We start from the raw sequence: 19031 nt of genomic DNA, 5'->3' as shown, positions 1-19031 counted from the left end.
TGGGTCAGAACCAGTTGACGGTGAGCGGGAAGGCTGCGGTGGCGGTGGCCTTCGCTGCGTCGCTGGCGGTGGCGGTGACCTGGAAGGTGCCGGTCTGCCAGGGTTTGCCGGCGATCCGGCCGCCGGCCGCGTCGATGGTCAGGCCCAGCGGCAGACCGGTGGCGCGGTAGGCGAGCGGGCCCTTGCCGCCGGTGGCGGTCAGCTGCACCGTGCAGTCCTGGTTGAAGCGGCAGGTCTGCGGGCCGGGGGCGGTGAGCTTGAGGTCGCCGCCGGGCGGCTGGGTGCCGCCGGCGTCGAACACCTCGGTGACGGGGGTGGCGGTGGCCGCGTTGCCCGCGTGGCCGGTGCCGTACATGTCCTCGAAGGTCCGCAGCAGGCTGTAGTGGTTGTACGCCCCGCTGACCGCGCCCTGCTTGACGTGGGCCCCGTGGAACACGCTCGCGATCTGGTTGGAGCCCAGGTAGTTGTCCTCGTCCCAGGTGAGCACCAGCAGGCTGTTGTTGGCCTTCGCCCACTGGGCGTAGGAGTCGAGGTTGTTCTTGAGCCAGGTGTCGCCGCTGCCGACGGCGCAGTCATGCATGTCGTTGCACAGGTCCGGGACGACGAACGACAGCGTCGGCAGCTTGCTGAAGTCGTCCTTGGGGAACTGCGCGAAGGTCTTGCCGGTGTTGACCGGCACGTTGTTGAAGGCGAACCACGGGTTGTGCTTCTGCGCGTACTTGCCGCTGGAGCAGGCCGTGGAACCCTCGCTGGGCAGGCCCTCGTTGTAGCTGCCGAAGGTCTTGCCGGCGGCGATCAGCTCCTGGCCGAGGTTGGGGGCGTTCATCGACTGCGCGGTATAGCAGCCGTCGCCGGTGATGCCCTGGGTGGCGCCGGAGAAGAGGTTGAAGTAGTTCGGCTGGCTGGGGTGGGTCAGCGCCTTCATGCCCGTCAGGCTGGCGCCGCCCTGGGCGAGTTGGTTGATGTAGGGCGCGTTGGCGCTGCCGATGATCTCGTTGTACTGCTTGTTCTCGAAGACGACGATGACGACGTGGTCGTAGGCCGGCAGTGCGGCCTTGACGGCGTGCTGCCGGGGGCCCTGGGCCTGGGCGGCGGTGGCCGTGACGATCAGGCCGAGCGCGCCGAGGGTCGCGGCGAGCGCGGTGCGCAGGCGCTTGGCCCGGGGCTTCGGCCGGAGGTCGGCTCGGGGCTCGGCTGGAGGTCGGGCTTGGGGTGTCATCCGGTCTCACTCCTTGTCGGTAGGGCGGGCGGGGGTGCGGTTCAGCGGGGTGCGGGTTCAGCGGGGTGCGGGGGCCGGTCCTCGCGGTGGGCCGCGTCCGTGGCGGCGATCCGCAGCAGGCGGGGCACGGGCAGGTCGCGGCGGGCGAAGGCGGCGGCCACCGCGGTCCGGATGTCCGCGCGCCGGTCCCGGGGCGCGAGCAGCAGGACGCTGCGGCCCGGACGCCTGCCGGGCCACCAGGCGGCGCGGGCCCCGGCGCGCCGGGCCTCGCGGACGGCGAGGGTGAGGCCGATGGCCGGGTCCCCCGCGCCGCCGGCACGGGCCGTCAGGAGCAGCAGGCACAGCTCCGGGCCGCCCTCGCGCGCCCGTAGCGGCTGGTGGAGTGCGCCGTCGTCGGCCGCGAGCAGGTGCCCTGCGCGGGCGAAGAGCACGGCCCGGCGCAGCGCGCCATCGCCGGGCACGGCGGCGTCGAGGAGGTCCGCCAGCCGTGCGCGGGCGGGCGGGCGGCCGCCCCGCTCGGCGTGTGCGTGCGCGACGGCCAGCGCGGCCGCGCACTCCAGGGGTTCGGCGACGGGCAGCCCCACGGCGTCCGGCAGCGCCGCGTTGAGCTGGAGGTCGGCGCCGCCTCGGCCGTATCCGGCGGCGGCCAGGGCACGCAGGGCGGCGTAGGGGCGGGCCGCCCAGGCGGGGGCGCGGGCGGCCGGTCCGGTGAGGGGGAGCTCGGCGCCGTCGGCCGGGTGGTCGAGGGAGCCGCAGCGCAGCATGCCGTCGGCGCGCGGGGCGACGGCCACGCCGACGTACCAGTTGGCGGCCGCCACCCAGTCGGTCCGGGGCGCGACGCCGGGCGGGACGGCGTGTGCGGCCAAGTGGAAGGCGTACGGGGCGCGCCACACCGTGCCGGGCCGGTGGCCGTACGCCGTCTCGAAGCCGTGTGCCAGCAGCCGCAACAGCGGGTCCGCCGTGGGGCGCCGGGCCAGGTCCGCGGCGCTCATCCCGGCTCCTTCCGGGCCAGCAGCCGGTAGGCGTTGCCGCCGTCGGTCGCGCGGGCCACCGCCGTGCGGACCGTGTCGAGGGCGACCGCAGCGCCGTAGCAGGGCATCGCCAGGGCCTGCACGGTGCGGCGCGCGGCGCGGCGGGCGGGGGTGTCCGGGACGGTGGCCCAGGGGGCCTGTGGGTCGGGGGCGAGGCGGTTCGCGGTGAGGGCGACGGCGCCGATGAAGTCGGCGTTGGTCTGGTGGGACGCGCCGTGCTGCTCGGTGAGGACGGTGAACCCCCGTGCTTCCAGGGCCCGTTTGAGGTTGCCGACGGGCATCAGGTGCTGGTGCTGGGGCTGGAACCAGGGCAGCCAGTGCGGGCCGAGGAGCCGGGCGATCCGGGCCTGGGGGTCGGGGAGTTCGATGAGCAGATGGCCGCCGGGGGCCAGGACCTTCACGGCGGCGTCGAGCTCGGCGAACGGGTCCCGGGTGTGTTCGAGGTAGTGGTGCATGCTCACCGTGTCGTAGCGCCCGGCGAGGCGATCGGCGAGGTCGGGGAACTGGCCCCGGTAGCCGGTGGCGATCCACCCCCGGCGTTCGGCGCCCTGGACCGCCTCGCCCATGTCCAGCCCGTCGAAGCGGGTGTCGGGCCATACGGTGCGCGCGGCGTTGCAGAAGTGCCCGCCGGCCGTGCCGACGTCGAGCCAGGCCCGGGGCGTGGTGAAGGGCTTGAGCAGTTCGGCGCGGGCCCGGTAGGTGCCGTTCATCCGGCCCAGGACCAGGGCTGCGCCCTCGCCGCCGAGGCCGTCGTAGAAGTCGCGGTAGTAGAAGTCGAGTCCGTCCTGGCTGAGCCGGGGGTTCTGGAAGACGTGGCCGCAGCGGCGGCACTCCTCGAGGGTGAAGCGGCCGGGCTTTCCCTGGAGCAGATCGGGCATCGTGACCCGTACGACGAGGTCCGGTGCCCCGCACCAGGGGCAGTCCGGGCGGCGGGGTTCGAAGAAGTGCTCGGTGCCGTGGGCGAGTTCGGCGGTGTAGGCGGCCCGGCGGGCCGGTGCGTCGGCGGCCTCGGGCGCCTCGGCGGGCGGTGGTGCCGTCGTGAGGGTCCGCAGCGCGGTGGACAGGGAACGCAGTGGGCGGGTGGCCGTGGCGCGGGCCAGGTCGGCGGGGCGCAGTCGGCGGGTGGGGGCGAGTACGGCGGCGGGCTGGAGCCAGTACAGGGCGAGCGCGGCAGCTCCCCAACGCGGTTCGGAAACGAGGCACTTGACCAGCAGGGCCAGGCCGGCGAGCTGGGCCGCGGACAGCACGCGCGGCGGGAGGCCGCGGGCGCTCAGCTCGTCGGCGCGCTCCTCGGGGCCGGCGGGCACGGTCGTCAGGCCGGGGGCGATGGCCCAGCCGGTGGCGTCGGGGGCGTACTCCTTGAGGGTGGCGAGGAGGCGGTGGAGGTCGGCCACGGAGCGCGGCGGGGGCTCGGCATCGGGGCCCGAGAGCCCGGCACGTTCGTGGACGTCATCGGCCACCAGCACGGCATGGCCGGCGCCGTGGCCCGGGGCGCAGCGGTCCCCGCCGTGCGCCGCGGGGTCGAGCAGGCGGAGCAGTCCCAGGGCGCGGTCGGCGTCCAGCCGGGCCGGGACGAGGTCCAGTACGCGCAGCCCTTCGCGGGCGGCGTGGGCCACCGCGGCGCGCAGGGTCGCCGCGTCGGCCGTGACGCCTGGAGCGGCTACCAACTGCCACCCATCGATGGCTAGTTGGGCGGCTTCGGACGTCCCCCCGGGGTCGAGTACGGGCAGCGCGGCGAGCCTGCGGCGGGCGCGCAGGGTGCCCGCGCCGAGGGCCGTCGCCGTGGCGGCCGCGATCCATCGCGTAGGTGTTCCCGAGCGGCGCGCTCGCGTCATCTCCTTCACAGTCCCTTCTCGGTTCGGGGCCGGTCCGTGCCGGCCAGCTTCTCCAGGCGGTCGGCCGCGGTGGTGGCGCCGCCCGCCGCGGCGAAGGACGCCTGGATGCGGCGGGCCGCGCTGCGGTGGGCGGGGTTGTCGAGTACGGCGGTCAGGGCGTGGCGCAGCTCGTCCGTACGGGCCCGGCCGAAGCGCACCCGCACTCCCGCGCCGGCCTCGGCCACCTGGCGGGCCACGATCGGCTGGTCGTCCCGGACCGGTGCCACGACCAGCGGCAGCCCGTGGGCGAGCGCCTCGCAGACGGTGTTGTGGCCGCCGTGGCACAGCACCGCGTCCAGGTGCGGGAGCAGCTGGAGCTGGGGGACGTACTCCTGGTGGAGCACGTGCGGCGGGGCGGTCGCGGCGAGGTCGCCGGGGGCGGCCAGGATCAGCTGCACCCGGTCGCCGAGGGCCTCGGCGGCGTCCAGTACGGCGGGGTAGAAGCGGGCGCCCGCCTCGCGGTTGAGGGTGCCCAGGGAGACGAGGACGCGGGCGCGGGCGGGGTCGAGGCGGCGCCAGGGGAAGTCGCCGGCGGGTGGGCGGGCGCCGAAGGCGGGGCCGACGAAGGCGTAGCGGTCATCGGTGAGTTCCGGGGGACCGGTGAGTTCCGGGGTGCCGATGAGTTCCGGGGTGGAGAAGACCAGTACGAGCTGGGGTGAGAAGCGCGGGTCCCAGCCGCCCGGCGCGCCGCAGTCGGCGAGCAGCCCCGCGATGCGCTGCGTCACCCACTCCCCCACCTTCGGGAACCCGTCGAAGGGCCGGGTGAACTCCGCGGAGGTGGTGGCGGAGGTCGCCCACGGCAGGCCGAGGCGCCGCGCCACCACGGGCCCGGCGAGGGCCTGTTGGTCGGTGACCAGGACATCGGGCGCGAAGGCCGCGACGGCGCTGTGCACTCCGGGCAGCATCGCGTGGGCGAGCGGGATCAGGGCCTCGGCCCAGAGGAAGCGCAGCGCCGCGACGCCGCGCAGATCGCGCCAGCGCTGGTGCAGGACGTCATAGCCGTCGGCCGCGCCGCGGTCTCCGGCCGAGTAGAGCAGGGCGCCCGGGGGCAGCAGCGGCGCGAGGGCCGCGGCGGGGCCGGTCCAGGCGACCTGGTGTCCGCGGGCGGCGAGTTCGGCGGCGACCGCGATCGTGGGGTTGACGTGTCCGGTCAGCGGCGGGACGACGAAGAGGACCCTCATCCGGCCACCGCCCCCGCCGTCGCGCCGAGCCGTCCCAGCACCGCGCCGCGCAGCCCTTCGGTGGCTTCCTTGAGCACGGTGTGGCCCACGTCGGGCAGCACACACAGTTCGCAGTCGGGTGCGTTCCGCGCCAACTGGCGTGCTCCCGGCAGGAGTTCGGAGTGCTGTCCGTAGACGGCGAGGACCGGGCGGCGCAGCCGGGCGAAGTCGCGGGCGGTGAAGGCGGCGGTCGCCGCGATGTCCTCGATCAGGGTGGTGCGGTTGAGCAGCGCATCGGCGCCGGCGGTCAGCCTGGCCTCCTTACGGCGCCCGAGGGCGGCGAGCTGCTCGGAGATCCGGCCGTGTTCCAGGCCGAGGGCGGCGACGGAGAGCGTGTCGGTCATGCCCTCGACCCAGTCGCCGGTCAGGTGGGCGTCGATCAGGACGAGCGAGGCGACCAGGTCGGGCCGGACCAGCGCGGTGTGCAGGGCGAGGGCGCCGCCGTAGCTGTTGCCGATGAGGTGGACCGGGCCGCGGTCGAGGCCGAGGGCGGCGAGCAGCGCGGCGAGGTCGGTGACGGCGGTCCCCATGTCGTAGCCGGTGGGCGGGCGGTCGCTGCGGCCGTGCCCGCGCTGGTCGTAGAGCAGGACATCGTGTCCGGCCCGCGCGACGGGGCCGGCGAGGGTGCAGTAGAAGCTGGACAGGTTGTCCATGACGAGGCCGTGGAGGAAGACGACGGCGGGGCCGGGGGGCCGGGGGCCGTCGGTGCGGCCCGGCAGCCACTGGGTGTGCAGGCGCAGCCGGCCTGCGCGGGTGAGGGCCATGGCGTACTCAGCCCGCGTAGGCGGGGTCGGTGGCGACGGTGTCGGTGGTGGTGTCGGTGACGGCGGCGATATGGGCGGCGAGTTCGCCGACGGTCATGGCGAGTATCTGGTCGATGTCCTTCTCGGCGAGGAAGCCGAGGAGGTCCACGGCGGTGCCGTAGCGGCGCTGGAGCTGTTCGGCCAGGGCGACGAACTCGATGCTCTCCAGGGCCAGATCGTCGTTGAAGGTGGTCGTCGGGGTGATCTCGCCGACGACGAGGAGCTCGTCGCCGCAGACGGTCACCAGCATGTCGGTGATCTCGTCCAGGATCCGCCGGGTGCGGTCGGGTTGTCGGTCAGCTGCCATGGGTGGCCTCCGTGGGAGTGGGGGTGTCGGTGCCCGTACGGTCCTGGGGCCGCGGGGCGGTCCAGGCGATGACGTGGCGCGCGGAGAGGTCGTCGACGGAGTCGAGTTGGACCAGGCGGGCGGCCCCCTGCGAGGAGCGGACGCGCAGCGCGCCGGCCGGTGCGGGCGTCACGGTCCACTCCTGCGGGCGGCCCGCCGGGCCCGGCCCGGCCGCCTTCGCCGCGGCCCGTTTGGCGCACCACAGGGCGGTGAGCCAGTAGGCGCGGCCGGTGGCGGCGTGCCGACCGCCGAGGTCGTCCGCCAGGCGGCGTTCGGCCGGGGTGAGGGCGAGCCGTTCCAGGGCTTGGGGGTCGTCGGTGACGGTCTCGATGTCGATGCCGACGGGACCCGTGCGGTGGGCGAGGGCCACGGCCAGCCGGTCGTTGTGGGCGAGGGAGAGGTGGATGCCGCCGGCGAGCGGGCCCTCGGGCCGGAGGTCGTCGCCGATGGGGACCTCGGCCGGGAAGACCGGCCCGGCGCCCGCCTCCCACAGCAGCTCGCGCACCGCGTCCTTGGCGGCGATCCGGCCCAGCAGCCAGGCCGTGCGGGCGTGCGGCGCGCACCGTTCGTAGCCTGCGCGTTCGCCCGCGCCCAGGTAGCGGCGCATCACCAGCTCCTGCGACGCCGGGTCCGACCAGCGGCGGCGGGCCAGGCACCAGCGGCCCGGCCGGGGTTCGCCGATGCCGCAGATCTCCGGGGTGAATTTCATCGGCCATACCCGCTCGTCGGCGCCGAACCGGCGGTAGGTCCAGCCCTCCAGCCGCGCCCGGACGCCGCCGTCGGCGCCCTGCAGTTCCACCTCGCCGGTCACCGAGCCGGGCCGTACCTCGCGGATGCGGGCGGTGGCGGTCAGCAGCGCGCCCGCGTGCGGCGGGGGCCCGTAGAGCCGGATCCGTTCCAGGGTCGCCGGGAAGACGAGCCGGTCGCCGGTCAGGTTCAGCTGCATCCAGTGGCCGAGGAGCTGTCCCGCGGCGTCCAGGAGGGCGCCGGGGGCCGGCAGGGCGCGCAGCGTGCCCCGGATGCCGTCGGCGGCCACCGTCGTGACCTCGTGGACGCCGGCGAACTGCGGGCCGTGGAACATCCAGCGGTCCCGGTAGAGGGCCTCGGCGCTGACGGGCGCGGGGCCGGGGGTGGTCAGCGGCGAGGGGTCGGGGGGCGGCGGGGCGGGGTGGTGCCCGGCGAGGTGGACGGTGACGACGGCGTAGTCGCCGAGGGTCACCCGTACCCGGTCTGGCGCGGTGGGGGTGGCGGTGACGGTCAGGTCCACGGGCGGGGCGACGGGCAGCCAGCGCAGGGCGCGTACGTCGGAGTAGCCGGTGACGGTGTGGCCGGGGGCCACCTCGCGGGCGGCCTCGGCGGCCAGTTCCAGCAGGGTGGTCATGGGGACGACGGGGAAGCGGTCGGCGGGTTCGGGCCAGTGGTCGGGCTGGAGGTAGATGCAGTGGTCGCGGACGTAGGGGAGGGTGTCGAGGGAGAGGCGGCGGGTGGTGCGGCGGGGTCCGGGGGGCGGTGGCGCCGGGGCGGTGGCGGCCGTGGCGGCGGTGGTCACGGCGCGGGTCGCGGCCGTGGTTTCGGCGAGTACGGCGTCCAGGGCCCGGCGGAGGGGATCCGCGGCGGGCGTGCGGGGGTGCGGGAGCGGCCGGTCGGCGTCCTGGGCGAGTGGGAGGGCCGGCGCCGTGTCGTCGAGGCGGACCAGTGGCGAGCCCAGGTCCAGCCGGACCGTGGGCCCGCCGGCGCGGGCGGGCGGCAGCAGCCGCTCCCAGCGGGGGCTCAGCCCCTCGGCCCACAACGCGGCGGCCAGGTGGTGCAGTTGGGTCACGCCGTCGCGGCGGTGATCGACCGCCGCGACGGCGAGATGGTCCCGGCCGTGCAGGGTGTCGCCCAGGAACCCGGCGGGGCTCCCGGCGCCGGCCTGGACGAAGGCGCGTACGCCGCTCTCGTACAGCCGCTCGGTCAGTTCCTGGAAGCGGACCGGCTCCAGAAGATGGCGCAGCACCAGCCGGCGGACCGCGGTGGGCTCTTCGGGGAAGCGGGCGGCGGTCGTCGCCGACCATACGGGGACGTCCGGGGCCCGGAGCGGGAGGGCGTCGAAGGCGGCGCCGGTCTGGTCGAGGTAGGGCGCCCACATCGGCGTGTGGAAGCCGGAGCGGAAGGGCATCTCGTCGGCCCGTACGCCCTGTGCGGCGAGTCGGCGTACCGCCTCGGCCAGTTGTCGCGGGTCTCCGCAGATCACCGACTGGTGCGGGCAGTTGTCATGGCTGACGGCGACCCGGTCCAGACCGTCGAGCGCCGCGGCCGCCTGTCCGGCGCCGCAGCCCAGGGCCGCGTAGACCAGGTCGGGTACGGCGAGGGAGCCGGGCCGCAGCGAGTCGAGGAAGGTGTCCACGGCACCCGGCGGATACATTCCGGCGACCACCATGGCGGTCCACTCGCCGAGGCTGTGGCCGGTCAGCAGGTCGGGTTCCAGGCCGAGTTCGCGCAGGGCGCGGGCGAGGAAGCGGCCGACGGCGATCGCGTCCACGGCCCGCTCGATGAGGCCGCTGCCGCCGGAGACCCGTGGGCGCGGCAGGGCCAGGCGGTCGGCGATGTCGTCCACGCGGGGCGGCGTCTGCGCCTCCAGCCCCGGGAAGACGACGGCCAGCCGCGCTCCCGGCTCCTTGGCGTACGGCCCGAAGAGGGGGCTCGGGGTGAACCACACCTCGCCGCGGCCGCGCCAGGGCAGTCCGCGGGCGAGGATCTTGGCGGCCAGGGCGCGGCGGTGCGGGGTGGGGTCGATGAGGGCGAGACGGCAGGGGGCGTCGTCGGAGGCGGGGGCGCTCTCGGTCAGGTCGTCCAGGGCCGTTGCCAGTTCGCCGGGGGTGTGCGCGGCGAGCAGTACGGTGCGCGGCGCCTGGGTCACCCGTAGCGGGGGCGGCGGCACGGTCGGGCTCTGCCGTCCCGGGGTCTCCTCCAGGACGGCGTGGGCGTTGATCCCGCCGAAGCCGAAGGCGTTGACGCCCGCCCGCAGGGGCGCCCCCGCGGGCTCCCAGGGTTCGGCGGCGGTCACCGGACGCATCCGGGTGTGCGCCAGGCCCTCGTGCGGCTCGTCCAGATGCAGGGTCGGCGGCAGGGTGCGGTGGTGCAGGGCCAGGGCTGCCTTGATCAGCCCGGCGATGCCGGCGGCCTGCATGGTGTGGCCGAGCATCGACTTCACCGAGCCCAGGCCGATGGGCCTGCTGTCTCCGGCGGGCGGCCCGAACACCTTGGCCAGTGTGGACAGTTCGGCTTCGTCGCCGACCGGGGTGCCGGTGCCGTGCGCCTCCAGCAGTCCGAGCGCCGAGGGGTGCGCGGGGTCGAGGCCGGCGCGGGCCCATGCCTGCTCCAACGCCCTTACCTGACCGTCCACCTGGGGGCTCATCAAGCTCGACGCGCGCCCGTCGCCCGCCACCCCCACCCCGCGGATGACCGCATAGATCCGGTCGCCGTCCCGCTCGGCGTCCGCCAGCCGTTTGAGGAGGACGACGCCGGTGCCCTCGGAGAGCAGGGTGCCGTCGGCGCGGCGGTCGAAGGGGCGGATGTGCTGGGTGGGGCTGAGCGCGCGCAGCTGGGTGAAGACGCTCCAGAGGGTGGCGATGTGGCAGTGGTGGACGGCGCCGGCGACGACGAGGTCGCAGCGGCCGGCGGTCAGCAGATCGACGGCTTGTTCCACGGCGAGCAGCGAGGAGGCGCAGGCCGCGTCGAGGGTGTAGGCGGGGCCGCGGAAGTCCAGCCGGTTGGCGGTGCGGGCGGCGGTGAAGCTGGGCACCAGGCCGATGGAGGCGTCCGGCCGTTCGGGCCCCAGGCTCGCCTGGAAGGCCTCCCGCACGGCGGAGATCCTCGACTCTCCTAACTCCGGGGCGAGTTGGCGCAGGGTGCGGGCGAGCTGGTGGGCGGTGCGGACCCGCTGGTCGAGCCGGGCGGTGGCCACGCCCATGAAGCCGCCGCGGCCGAGGATGACGCCGATGCGGGAGCGGTCGGCGGGCAGCCGCTGCGGGCCGCCCGCGTCGGCGATGGCGTCCGAGACGGCGCGCAGGGCGAGCAGCTGGTCGGGCTCGGCGCCCGGGACGGCGGCGGGCATGATGCCGAAGCGGGCCGGGTCGAAGGTGGCCAGATCGTCCAGGAAGCCGCCCCGCCGGCAGTAGAAACGGTCGCTGCGGGCGGGGCCTTCGGCGCCCTGCGGGTCGTAGTAGACCTCCGGGTCCCAGCGGCCGGGCGGCACGTCGGTGATGCAGTCCGTCCCGGCCACGAGGTTGCGCCAGTAGGCGGGGAGGTCGGCGGCGCCGGGGAAGAGCGCGCCCATGCCGACGATGGCGGCGTCGGTGGGCCGCGGGCCGGTGCTAGGCATCGTCGGCCTCCTTCGCGGCCAGGACGACCTGGTGCGCGGTGCCATGGGCCAGCTCGTCGAGGAGGGCGGCCACCGCGGCGTCGGGATCGAGCAGCGGGATGCCCCGGCGGGCGTAGGCGCGTGCCAGCTCCGGGGTGACCATGCCGCCGCCGGTGGCCGCCCACGGCCCCCAGTCGACGGCGAGCACCCGGCCGCACGTCCGGCCCGACCGGGCGGCCGCGAGGGTGTCGAGGGCGTCGTTGGCGGCGGCGTAGTCGGCCTGGCCGCGGTTGCCGAAGACCCCGGCGACGCTGCCGTAGAGGACGACGAAGCCGGTGGTGTCGTCGGCGGCCGCGAGCAGATGGCGGGCGCCGTCGACCTTGGTGGCGAAGACCCGGGCGAAGGACGCCGGGTCCTTGTCGCGCAGCAGCTTGTCCTCCAGGGTGCCCGCGCCGTGCACGATGCCGTCGAGGCGGCCGTGCCGGGACCTGATGTCCGCCACCACGGCGCGTACGGCGGCCTCGTCGGTCACATCGGCGGCGTGGTAGCGGACGGAGGCGGCGAGCGGTTCCAGGTCGGCCAGGGTGGCGGCGATCTCGCGGCGGGCCAGGACCGCGGTGGCGGCCGCCTCGATCTCGGCCGGGCGGCGCACCCCTTGGGAGATGAGCGCGGCACGCAGGGCGATGCGGTCGTGGGCGTGCGCGAGGGCCGGGTCCTCGGGCGCCTCCTCCAGGGCCGTACGGCCGAGGAGTTCGATGTGGCAGCCGTGGGCGCGGGCCAGGGCCAGGGCCGTGCGGGCGGTGATGCCGCGGGCCCCGCCGGTCAGCAGCACCACGGAGTCGGGGCCGAGCGGCGGCCGGCCGCCCGCGCCTTCGGGCAGGGGTGCCGCAACGGTGCGCAGGGTGGTGCGGGTGCCGTTGGTGCGGCCCACCACGACGGGTTCGCCGGGGGCGCACAGTTCGGCCAGGAGGTGGGCGGCGATGCGTTCGGGGCGGTCCTTGGGGTCGATGTCGACGGCGCGGATGAGGGCTTCGGGGTATTCGAGGGCGGCCGTGCGGGCGAAGCCGCGCAGTCCGGCGCCCGGACAGGCGTCTCCCCTGCGCATGGGGGTCCCCTCTGCGCATGGGGGTCCCCCCTGCTCGAGCGGAGTCGAGAACTTGGGGGAGGAGTCGAGAACTTGGGGGAGGAGTAGAGAGCTTGGGGAAGGGTCCGGGGCGTCCTCGGCGGGGTGCGCTCCGAAGGTGCCGCCGGTCGCGGTGGCCAGCAGCAGCCATCGGGCGCCGCCGGTCAGGGCGGTGCGCAGCCCCGCGTACTGGCCGGGCAGTACGGCACCGCGGCCCGCGCGCAGCGCGCTGAGGTCCACCACGCCCTCCGCGGTGATCTCGGCCAGCCGCTCGGCAGGGACGGTGCGCACCCGCGCGCCGTGGCTCTCGAGGAGGGCGGTGAGCGCGAGGGCCACGCCCTGGCCGTCCTCCACGACGGCGAAGTCGCGGTCCCCCACGACCTCGGCGGGCGGGCGGCTCGCGGGCGGGCCGAGGGTAGCGACCTCGACGAGGTAGCGGGTGGGCGGCAGCGGAGCGGGGACGTCGGACGCGCCGGCGGGGGCGGGCCGTACCGGCGCGGGTTCGGGGGCGCCGGTCTCGCGGGTGACCGGGGCCGGCTCGGGCCGGGCGGCGGCGATCCAGTCCACGATGCCGCTGATGGTCTTGACCCGGGACAGCTGCTCGACGGCCGATTCCACGGCCCCGTCGGCGTCCTGTGGCAGTCCGATCCGGTCGGCGAGCGCGCCGATGATCTCCACCCGCTTGATGGAGTCCACCGAGAGGTCGGCCTCCAGGTCGAGTCCGGCGTCGAGCATCTCGCGCGGATAGCCGGTCCGGGTGTGGATGATCTCCCGTACGGTGTCGAGGAGCCGGGCGGCGGTCGGACGTGCTTCCTCCTTGTCCGGCTCGGTTGCGGAATCCGTCGCGGTGTCCTGCGGTTGCGGCGCGGCGGCCGGCTCCCGTACGGGCTCGGGCGGCGCCGCGGGCGCATCCCCCAAGTAGCGGAGCACCACATCGCGTTGCGCGGCCACCAGTTCGCGCGCCCCGCGCAGATACTCCAGCACCGCGGCCTCGCGCTCGCCGGCCGCGCCCCCCTGCCCGGCCGGCGCTTCGACCCGTCGCGCGGGCCGCAGGCCGCCCGGCAGGCAGGCGCCGTCGGCGGTGCGGACCAGGTGCCCGTCCACCAGCCATCCCGGGCGGCGCGGTGCGGCGGCGGGCAGCGGGTGTGTGCGGCCGCGGAAGAGCGCCTCCGGGTCGATCGGCACCCCGGCCGCGGCCAGCCGCGCCAGTACCTGCGGCAGCCGGGCCAGTCCGGACTCGCCCGGGACGTCCAGTGCCACGGCGGTGTGCGGGCGTTCGCCCAGGATGCGGCCCACGAGGCCGGTCAGGACGCGGCCGGGCCCGGCCTCCACGAACGTGCGTACCCCGGCGGCGTACATGTCCTCGATCTGCTCCACGAAGCGGACCGGCTCGGCGACCTGGCCCGCCAGGGTCTGCCGTATCGCGGACGGATCGGGGCGGTAGGGGCGCGCGGTGGCGCCGGACCAGACCGGGAAGACGGGGGCGGACACCTGCGTGGCGGCCAGCGACTCGGTCAACTCATCGCGAGCGGAGGCGAGTTGAGGGCTGTGGAAGGCACAGGCAACGGGCAGGCGACGGGCCTCGGTCCCGGCCGTCCGCAGGGCCGCGACGGCCGCCGCCACGGCATCGGTGGGCCCCGCGATCACGCTCTGCTCGGGCGCGTTGTGGTTGGCGACGACGACGCCGGTGCCACGGGTCAGCTCCCGTACGCGGTCCGGGGCGGCCGGCACGGCGGCCATCGCGCCGGGGTCGTCCCCGGCGGCCGCCAGGATCGCGTCGGCGCGGCGGGCGCTCAGTCCGAGCAGCGCCTCGGTGTCATAGGCGCCGGCCGCCCACAGCGCGGCCAGTTCGCCGTAGGAGTGACCCGCCGCACAGTCGGGGCGGACGCCGAGGGTGGTGAGCAGCCGGTGGGCGGCGGCCGAGGCCAGGCCGAGGGCGGGCTGGGCGACGCGGGTGTCGGTGATCGCCGCGTGCTGGGCCGCCCGCTGCTCGGGGGTGAAGGCCGCGGGCGGGAACATGGCCGCGACGCACCGGGGGTCGGCATCGTCCAAAAGGCCGCGCAGTGCGGGGAAGGCGAGGAACAACTCGCCGAGCATTCCGGTGCGTTGGCTGCCCTGGCCGGGGAAGAGAAAGGCGGTCAGGCCGGGGTCGGCGGCCTCCTCGCGCAGGTGGACGCCGTCGGCGGCGGCGCCTTGCCGGGCCGCCGCCAGCTTGCCGGCGAGATCGTCGAGGTCCTCGGCGACGACACAGACCTGAACGGGCCCGTCGGACGCCGCCGCGGTCTCGGCGGCCAGATCGCGCAGCGGCCAGGGCCGTCCGGCCGTATCGTTCTCCGCCAGCCGCGCGGCGAGGCGTTCCATGGCCCGAACGGCGGCGGGCCGGTCGGCGCCACGGAAGCAGAAGAGTTCGGCGGGCCAGTCCTCCAGGGCGTGGGCGGGCTCGGGAGCGTCGCGGTAACCGGCCAGCACGGCGTGGTAGTTGGTGCCGCCGAAGCCGAAGGCGCTCACCCCGGCGATGCGCCGCTCGACGGGGACCGGCCAGGGCCGGGCGGCACCGTCGGCCTCCAGGCGGAACGGTCCCGCGTCCGCCACCGGCCGGGTCAGATGCAGGGTGGGCGGCCGGACCCCGGCGTGCACGGCGCGCGCGGCCTTGATGAGTCCGGCCAGGCCCGCCGCGCATTTGGTGTGCCCGATCTGGGACTTCACCGAGCCCAGCGTGCAGCCGCCCGGTTCGGCGCCGGCCTGCTCGAACAGGTCGGTGAGGACGGCGAGTTCGGTGGCGTCACCGACGACCGTGCCGGTGCCGTGGGCTTCGAGCAGGCCGACCTCGGCGGGGCTGACGCCGGCCCGTCGGTAGGCGCGCTCCAGGGCGCGCCGCTGGCCTTCGGGACGCGGGGCGGTCAGGCCGAGGGACCGTCCGTCGCTGGAGCTGCCGACGGCCTTGACGACCGCGTAGATCCGGTCGCCGTCCCGTTCGGCGTCCGCGAGGCGCTTGAGGACCAGGGCGCCGACTCCCTCGCCGAGCGCGATGCCGTCGGCCGCGGCGTCGAAGGGGCGGCAGCGGCCGGTGGGCGACAGGGCGCGTACGGAGGCGAACATCAGGTAGTCGTTGATGCCGTTGTGCACATCGGCGCCGCCGCACAGGGCCATATCGGCGTCGTGGTCGCGCAGTTGGCGGCAAGCCAGGTCGAGGGCGGCGAGCGAGGAGGCGCAGGCGGCGTCGACCGTGCAGTTGGCGCCGCCGAGGTCGAGGCGGCTCGCGATGCGTCCGGCGATGACATTGGCGAGCACGCCGGGGAAGGAGTCCTCGGTGAGCCGGGGCAGTTCGGCGTCGAGGGCGGGCGGGAGATCGCCCAGGTAGGCGGGGTGCAGGGCGCGCAGGCCGTAGGCGCCGGCCAGTTCGGTGCCGGCCTCGGCGCCGAAGACGACGCTGGTGCGGGCGCGGTCGAAGTCGCGGTCGGCGTATCCGGCGTCGGCCAGGGCCCTGGCGGCCGTTTCGAGGGCCAGCAGCTGTACGGGCTCGATGCCGGTGAGGGAGGCCGGGGGGATGCCGTGGGCAAGGGCGTCGAAGGGGATGGGGGGCAGGAATCCGCCCCAGCGCGAGGGGGTGCGCTCGCCCGCCCGCGCGGGGTCCGGGTCGTGGTAGGTGGCGGCGTCCCAGCGGTCGGCGGGCACCTCGGTGACGGCGTCGGCCCCGGTGACGACGTTGGACCAGAAGCGGGCGGTGTCGGGGGCGCCCGGGTAGAAGCACGCCATGCCGACGATGGCGATATCGAGCGGCGATGCCTCGCCGTCGGGGCGCTCCTCGGGCCGGAAGCGGTCCGCCCGTTCGTCCAGCACGGCGGTCGCCTCGGTGGTGACGGCGGTGTGCAGCGCGGCGACGGTGGTGGTGGCGCCGCGGACGGTGGCCGCCTGGCCGAGCATGTACAGGCCCTCGCGCAGCTGCTCCCGCTCGGCCACCGGCGCCGGACGCCCGCCGTCCGCGTGCCGCAGGCCCTTGCTGGCGATCCGCAGCCGGCCGAGGTTACGCCGCTCCAGCTCCTCCCATCGGGCGCGCGGGTCCCCGCCGTCCGCCGCGAGCTCCCGCTCGGCGGCCGCGAACTCGTCGGTGTAGGCGGTTTCGGCGCAGCGGGTGGCATGGCCGGGTGCGGTCCCCAGCAGTACGGTCCGGTCGCAGGCCAGCGCCGTGTCCTGGAAGGCGGGGACGACGGCCCCGGTGGTGACGGCCTCCTCGGTGAAGAGGTAGGCGGTGCCCATCAGGACGCCGATCGCCGCGCCGCGGTCGGCGAGCGGGGCGGCGGCGGCCGCGGCCATGGCGGCCGAGCGGGCGTCGTGGATGCCGCCGGCGAAGAGCACGTCCAGGTCGGCGGCGCTCCCGCGGTGCTTGCGGTCGTGGGCGAGCAGCCGCTCGATCTGCTCCTCCCACAGCGGGAAGCTGGCCCGGGGGCCGATATGGCCGCCGCATTCCTGGCCCTCGAAGACGAAGCGGCGGGCGCCCTCGTCGAGGTAGCGCTCAAGGAGGCCGGGCGAGGGGACGTGGAGGTAGGTGCGGGTGCCGGCGGCTTCCAGGGGCGCGGCCTGGGCGGGGCGGCCGCCGGCGATGATGGCGTACTCGGGGCCGAACTCGGCCACCGCTGCGAGTTGTTCGCGCCGCAGCTCGGGCGGGGCGAAGCCGAGCAGGCCGACGCCCCAGGGCCGGTCGCCCAGCCGCCGGGCGGTCTCGGCCAGCAGCTCGCGCACCTGCGCGCCGTCCATCACGGCGAGGGCGAGAAAGGGCAGCCCGCCCTCGGCGGCCACCGCGGCGGCGAACGCGGCGCCGTCGCTGACCCGGGTCATCGGGCCCTGGGCGACGGGGAGATGGCGGGCGCCGGGGCGGGGGGCGAGCGGGCGGGCGCGGGCGGCCAAGGCGAGGTGCCCGGTGATGGCGGCCCGTACGGCCTGGACGATGCCGCCGGTGGTGCGGTGCCGCGCGGCGAGCCGGGCGGCGAAGGCGCCGTCCTGGCCGATGGACAGCGGGCCGGCGGGCAGGTCCGGACGGGAAAGGACCCGGCGGCCGTCGACGAGGGCGGGTTCGCTGCCGTCCATCGCGCGGATCGCGGCGGCCACCTTGCGGGGCAGCCGGGCCTCCGCCTCGGTGGTGAGCGCGAGCTGGGCGTCCAGCAGCACGCCGGTCGCGCCGCCGGCCACGGCCGCGGCGGCGGTGTGCGGGCCGATGCCGCCGGCGGCGAGGACCGGGACGGTCAGGTGGGGGTCGGCCAGTACGCGCTGCAGCAGGACGCAGGTGGTGAGGTCGCCCACCCGGCCGCCGGACTCATGGCCGCGGACGACCAGCGCGGCGGCTCCGGCGGCGCGCGCCGCCGCGGCCTCCTCCGGGGTGGTGACCTCGGCCCAGACGCGGCGGCGGCCCGCGTCGGCCCAGTCGGCCGGGGCGGCGTGGGCCCGGGGGTCGGCGAGCAGGACGGTGTCGACCGACGCGGGAAGTTCGGCGGGGGTGAGCGGGCAGCCGACCGGTACCCGTACGCCATGGCGCAGCCGCCCGAGCCAGGCGAGCGCCTCGCGCGCCCGGGCGGCGTCCCGGCCGAGGTCCAACAGGCCGAGCGCGCCCGCACGTTCGGCCGCCGCGACGATCCGGTCGTCGGGCTCCTCGAACGGCGAGAGCGCCGCTACGACATCACGGTCGCGGTCACGTTCGCGGCCCGGGCCGGGAGCCGTGCCGGAGCGGGGAGAGCGGGAATGCGGGGGCGGGGGGACCACGGGCGCTCCTTCTAGTACCTGGGGGGCGGACACACTCACCACTGCCACCTGCGGTAACCAGCGGTAGCCCGCTGATGCCGCGTTGCATCGTGGAGGCCCCTTCGTGCACTGTCAACGCCCATATTTCGGCGCCGAGTTGATCGATGAGGGGCGACAAGAGGCGGCCAGGAACGCCCCTTCGGCCCGGATCCCGCCGCCGACCTGCGCACTCTCCGCGCGCCGCCCGCCGCCGCGGGCCGCCGTGCGGGCCGGCGCCGCCCCGGGCCCATGCCCGAACGGCATTGCTTCGGTGCCGACCGGGAATCGGCTTGACCTCGCGCGGTCATCGCGCCGCCACCGTGCCGACGCTCCGTTTGTCTTACGGGTTCACCCCGCTGCGGCTACCGTCCGCCCATGACCCTCACCCTCCAGCAGCTGCGTTATCTCGTCGCGGTCGCGGACTGCCGGTCCATCACGGCAGCGGCCGCCGCCGTCTACGTCGCCCAGCCCGCGCTCTCCCGGGCCGTCCAGGCGCTGGAGCGCGACCTGAACGTGGAGCTGGTGACCCGTAAGGGCCGGGGCGTGGAACTGACGCCCGAGGGCGCCCGGGTGGTGCGGCTGGCCCGTACGGTGCTGGCGGCCGTGGACGCCATCGAGGACATCGGCGCGAGCCACTGCGGCGGGGGGCGGGAGAAGCTGTGTGTGGTCGCCACCCCGACCCTCGCCATCGATCTCGCGGCGGATCTGCTGCCCGCCTTCACGGCGCGGCATCCCGAGGTCGATATCCAGCTGCTTCAGCACGACAGCCGCGAGGCGCTGGTGCAGTGTCTGGCGAACGGGTCGGCGGAGCTGGGATTGGTGGATCTGCCGGTGGACCAGGACCTGTCCTCGCACCATCTCCAGGAGCGGGAGGTGGTGCTGGTCTCGCCGCCGGGTTCCGCGCTGCCCGACCCGCTGCCGTTGCACCGGCTGAACGGCCTGCGGCTGGTGCTGCCGACCCGCGGCACCGGCAGACGCACCGAGCTGGAGTCCATGTTCAGCCGGCTGGGTGTGCGCCCGGTGGCGGCGCTGGAGGTGGACCAGCGGCTGGCGTGGGTGGCGAGCGTGGTCGGCGGGCACGGTTCGCTGATCTGGTACCGCGATATGGCATTACGAGCCTTCGGCTCACGCGCCGAGGTGCGGTCCTTCACCCCCGCCCTGCTGCGCCCGGTGGGCATTGTCCATGCGCGCAATCAGCTGAGCCGGCCGGCCCGCGCGTTCCTCGCCCACGCCCGGCACAAGGCGCCGGTCCGCGAGCCGTCGCGCTGACGGCGGGCGGGCCTCCGCGCCATACCGGCGCG

Annotated in this window: 9 protein-coding genes; 1 reads left to right on the top strand and 8 read right to left on the bottom strand. The window is 76.0% G+C overall.

Annotation, left to right across the window (positions count from 1 at the left end):
• Positions 1-4 precede the first annotated feature (4 nt).
• Genes ACIRPT_RS01815 through ACIRPT_RS01780 form a run of 8 tightly spaced genes read right to left on the bottom strand, consistent with a single transcriptional unit; the run spans position 5 to position 17712 of the window.
• On the bottom strand, positions 5-1219 hold the full coding sequence (locus ACIRPT_RS01815) for an alkaline phosphatase family protein (RefSeq protein ID WP_403820661.1): 1215 nt from the start codon (positions 1217-1219) through the stop codon (positions 5-7).
• Between the two features lie 41 nt (positions 1220-1260).
• Positions 1261-2211 (bottom strand): galactokinase, encoded by a 951-nt coding sequence (locus tag ACIRPT_RS01810; protein ID WP_403820658.1) that lies wholly within the window; start codon positions 2209-2211, stop codon positions 1261-1263.
• Positions 2208-4085, bottom strand: coding sequence for a class I SAM-dependent methyltransferase (locus ACIRPT_RS01805; protein ID WP_403820655.1), 1878 nt, complete (start codon positions 4083-4085; stop codon positions 2208-2210). Before ACIRPT_RS01805 ends, ACIRPT_RS01810 begins: the two co-directional genes overlap by 4 nt.
• A 5-nt stretch (positions 4086-4090) precedes the next feature.
• On the bottom strand, positions 4091-5305 hold the full coding sequence (locus ACIRPT_RS01800) for a glycosyltransferase (protein WP_403820652.1): 1215 nt from the start codon (positions 5303-5305) through the stop codon (positions 4091-4093).
• A complete protein-coding gene (locus ACIRPT_RS01795; protein ID WP_403820649.1) occupies positions 5302-6108 on the bottom strand; it encodes an alpha/beta fold hydrolase in 807 nt (268 codons plus the stop codon). Before ACIRPT_RS01795 ends, ACIRPT_RS01800 begins: the two co-directional genes overlap by 4 nt.
• A 7-nt stretch (positions 6109-6115) precedes the next feature.
• Entirely contained in the window at positions 6116-6454 is a 339-nt protein-coding gene (locus ACIRPT_RS01790) for a phosphopantetheine-binding protein (protein ID WP_403820646.1), read from the bottom strand.
• Positions 6444-10856 (bottom strand): beta-ketoacyl synthase N-terminal-like domain-containing protein, encoded by a 4413-nt coding sequence (locus tag ACIRPT_RS01785; RefSeq protein WP_403820643.1) that lies wholly within the window; start codon positions 10854-10856, stop codon positions 6444-6446. Before ACIRPT_RS01785 ends, ACIRPT_RS01790 begins: the two co-directional genes overlap by 11 nt.
• On the bottom strand, positions 10849-17712 hold the full coding sequence (locus ACIRPT_RS01780) for an SDR family NAD(P)-dependent oxidoreductase (protein ID WP_403820640.1): 6864 nt from the start codon (positions 17710-17712) through the stop codon (positions 10849-10851). Before ACIRPT_RS01780 ends, ACIRPT_RS01785 begins: the two co-directional genes overlap by 8 nt.
• Before the next feature lie 393 nt (positions 17713-18105).
• Between ACIRPT_RS01780 and ACIRPT_RS01775 the strand changes: the two genes are divergently transcribed.
• On the top strand, positions 18106-18999 hold the full coding sequence (locus ACIRPT_RS01775; RefSeq protein ID WP_403820637.1) for a LysR substrate-binding domain-containing protein: 894 nt from the start codon (positions 18106-18108) through the stop codon (positions 18997-18999).
• The last annotated feature ends 32 nt before the right edge of the window (positions 19000-19031 follow it).

Origin of the sequence: Streptomyces sp. NPDC101227 (assembly GCF_044767545.1) — a bacterium.
Lineage (GTDB): Bacteria > Actinomycetota > Actinomycetes > Streptomycetales > Streptomycetaceae > Streptomyces.
The sequence above is the reverse complement of the archived record's forward strand: the minus strand, read 5'-3'. Positions and strand labels throughout refer to the sequence as shown.

Coding starts and splice junctions, on each gene's coding strand:
- ACIRPT_RS01815 (WP_403820661.1), bottom strand. CDS start 1,219: ATGACACCCCAAGCCCGACCTCCAGCCGAGCCCCGAGCCGACCTCCGG.
- ACIRPT_RS01810 (WP_403820658.1), bottom strand. CDS start 2,211: ATGAGCGCCGCGGACCTGGCCCGGCGCCCCACGGCGGACCCGCTGTTG.
- ACIRPT_RS01805 (WP_403820655.1), bottom strand. CDS start 4,085: ATGACGCGAGCGCGCCGCTCGGGAACACCTACGCGATGGATCGCGGCC.
- ACIRPT_RS01800 (WP_403820652.1), bottom strand. CDS start 5,305: ATGAGGGTCCTCTTCGTCGTCCCGCCGCTGACCGGACACGTCAACCCC.
- ACIRPT_RS01795 (WP_403820649.1), bottom strand. CDS start 6,108: ATGGCCCTCACCCGCGCAGGCCGGCTGCGCCTGCACACCCAGTGGCTG.
- ACIRPT_RS01790 (WP_403820646.1), bottom strand. CDS start 6,454: ATGGCAGCTGACCGACAACCCGACCGCACCCGGCGGATCCTGGACGAG.
- ACIRPT_RS01785 (WP_403820643.1), bottom strand. CDS start 10,856: ATGCCTAGCACCGGCCCGCGGCCCACCGACGCCGCCATCGTCGGCATG.
- ACIRPT_RS01775 (WP_403820637.1), top strand. CDS start 18,106: ATGACCCTCACCCTCCAGCAGCTGCGTTATCTCGTCGCGGTCGCGGAC.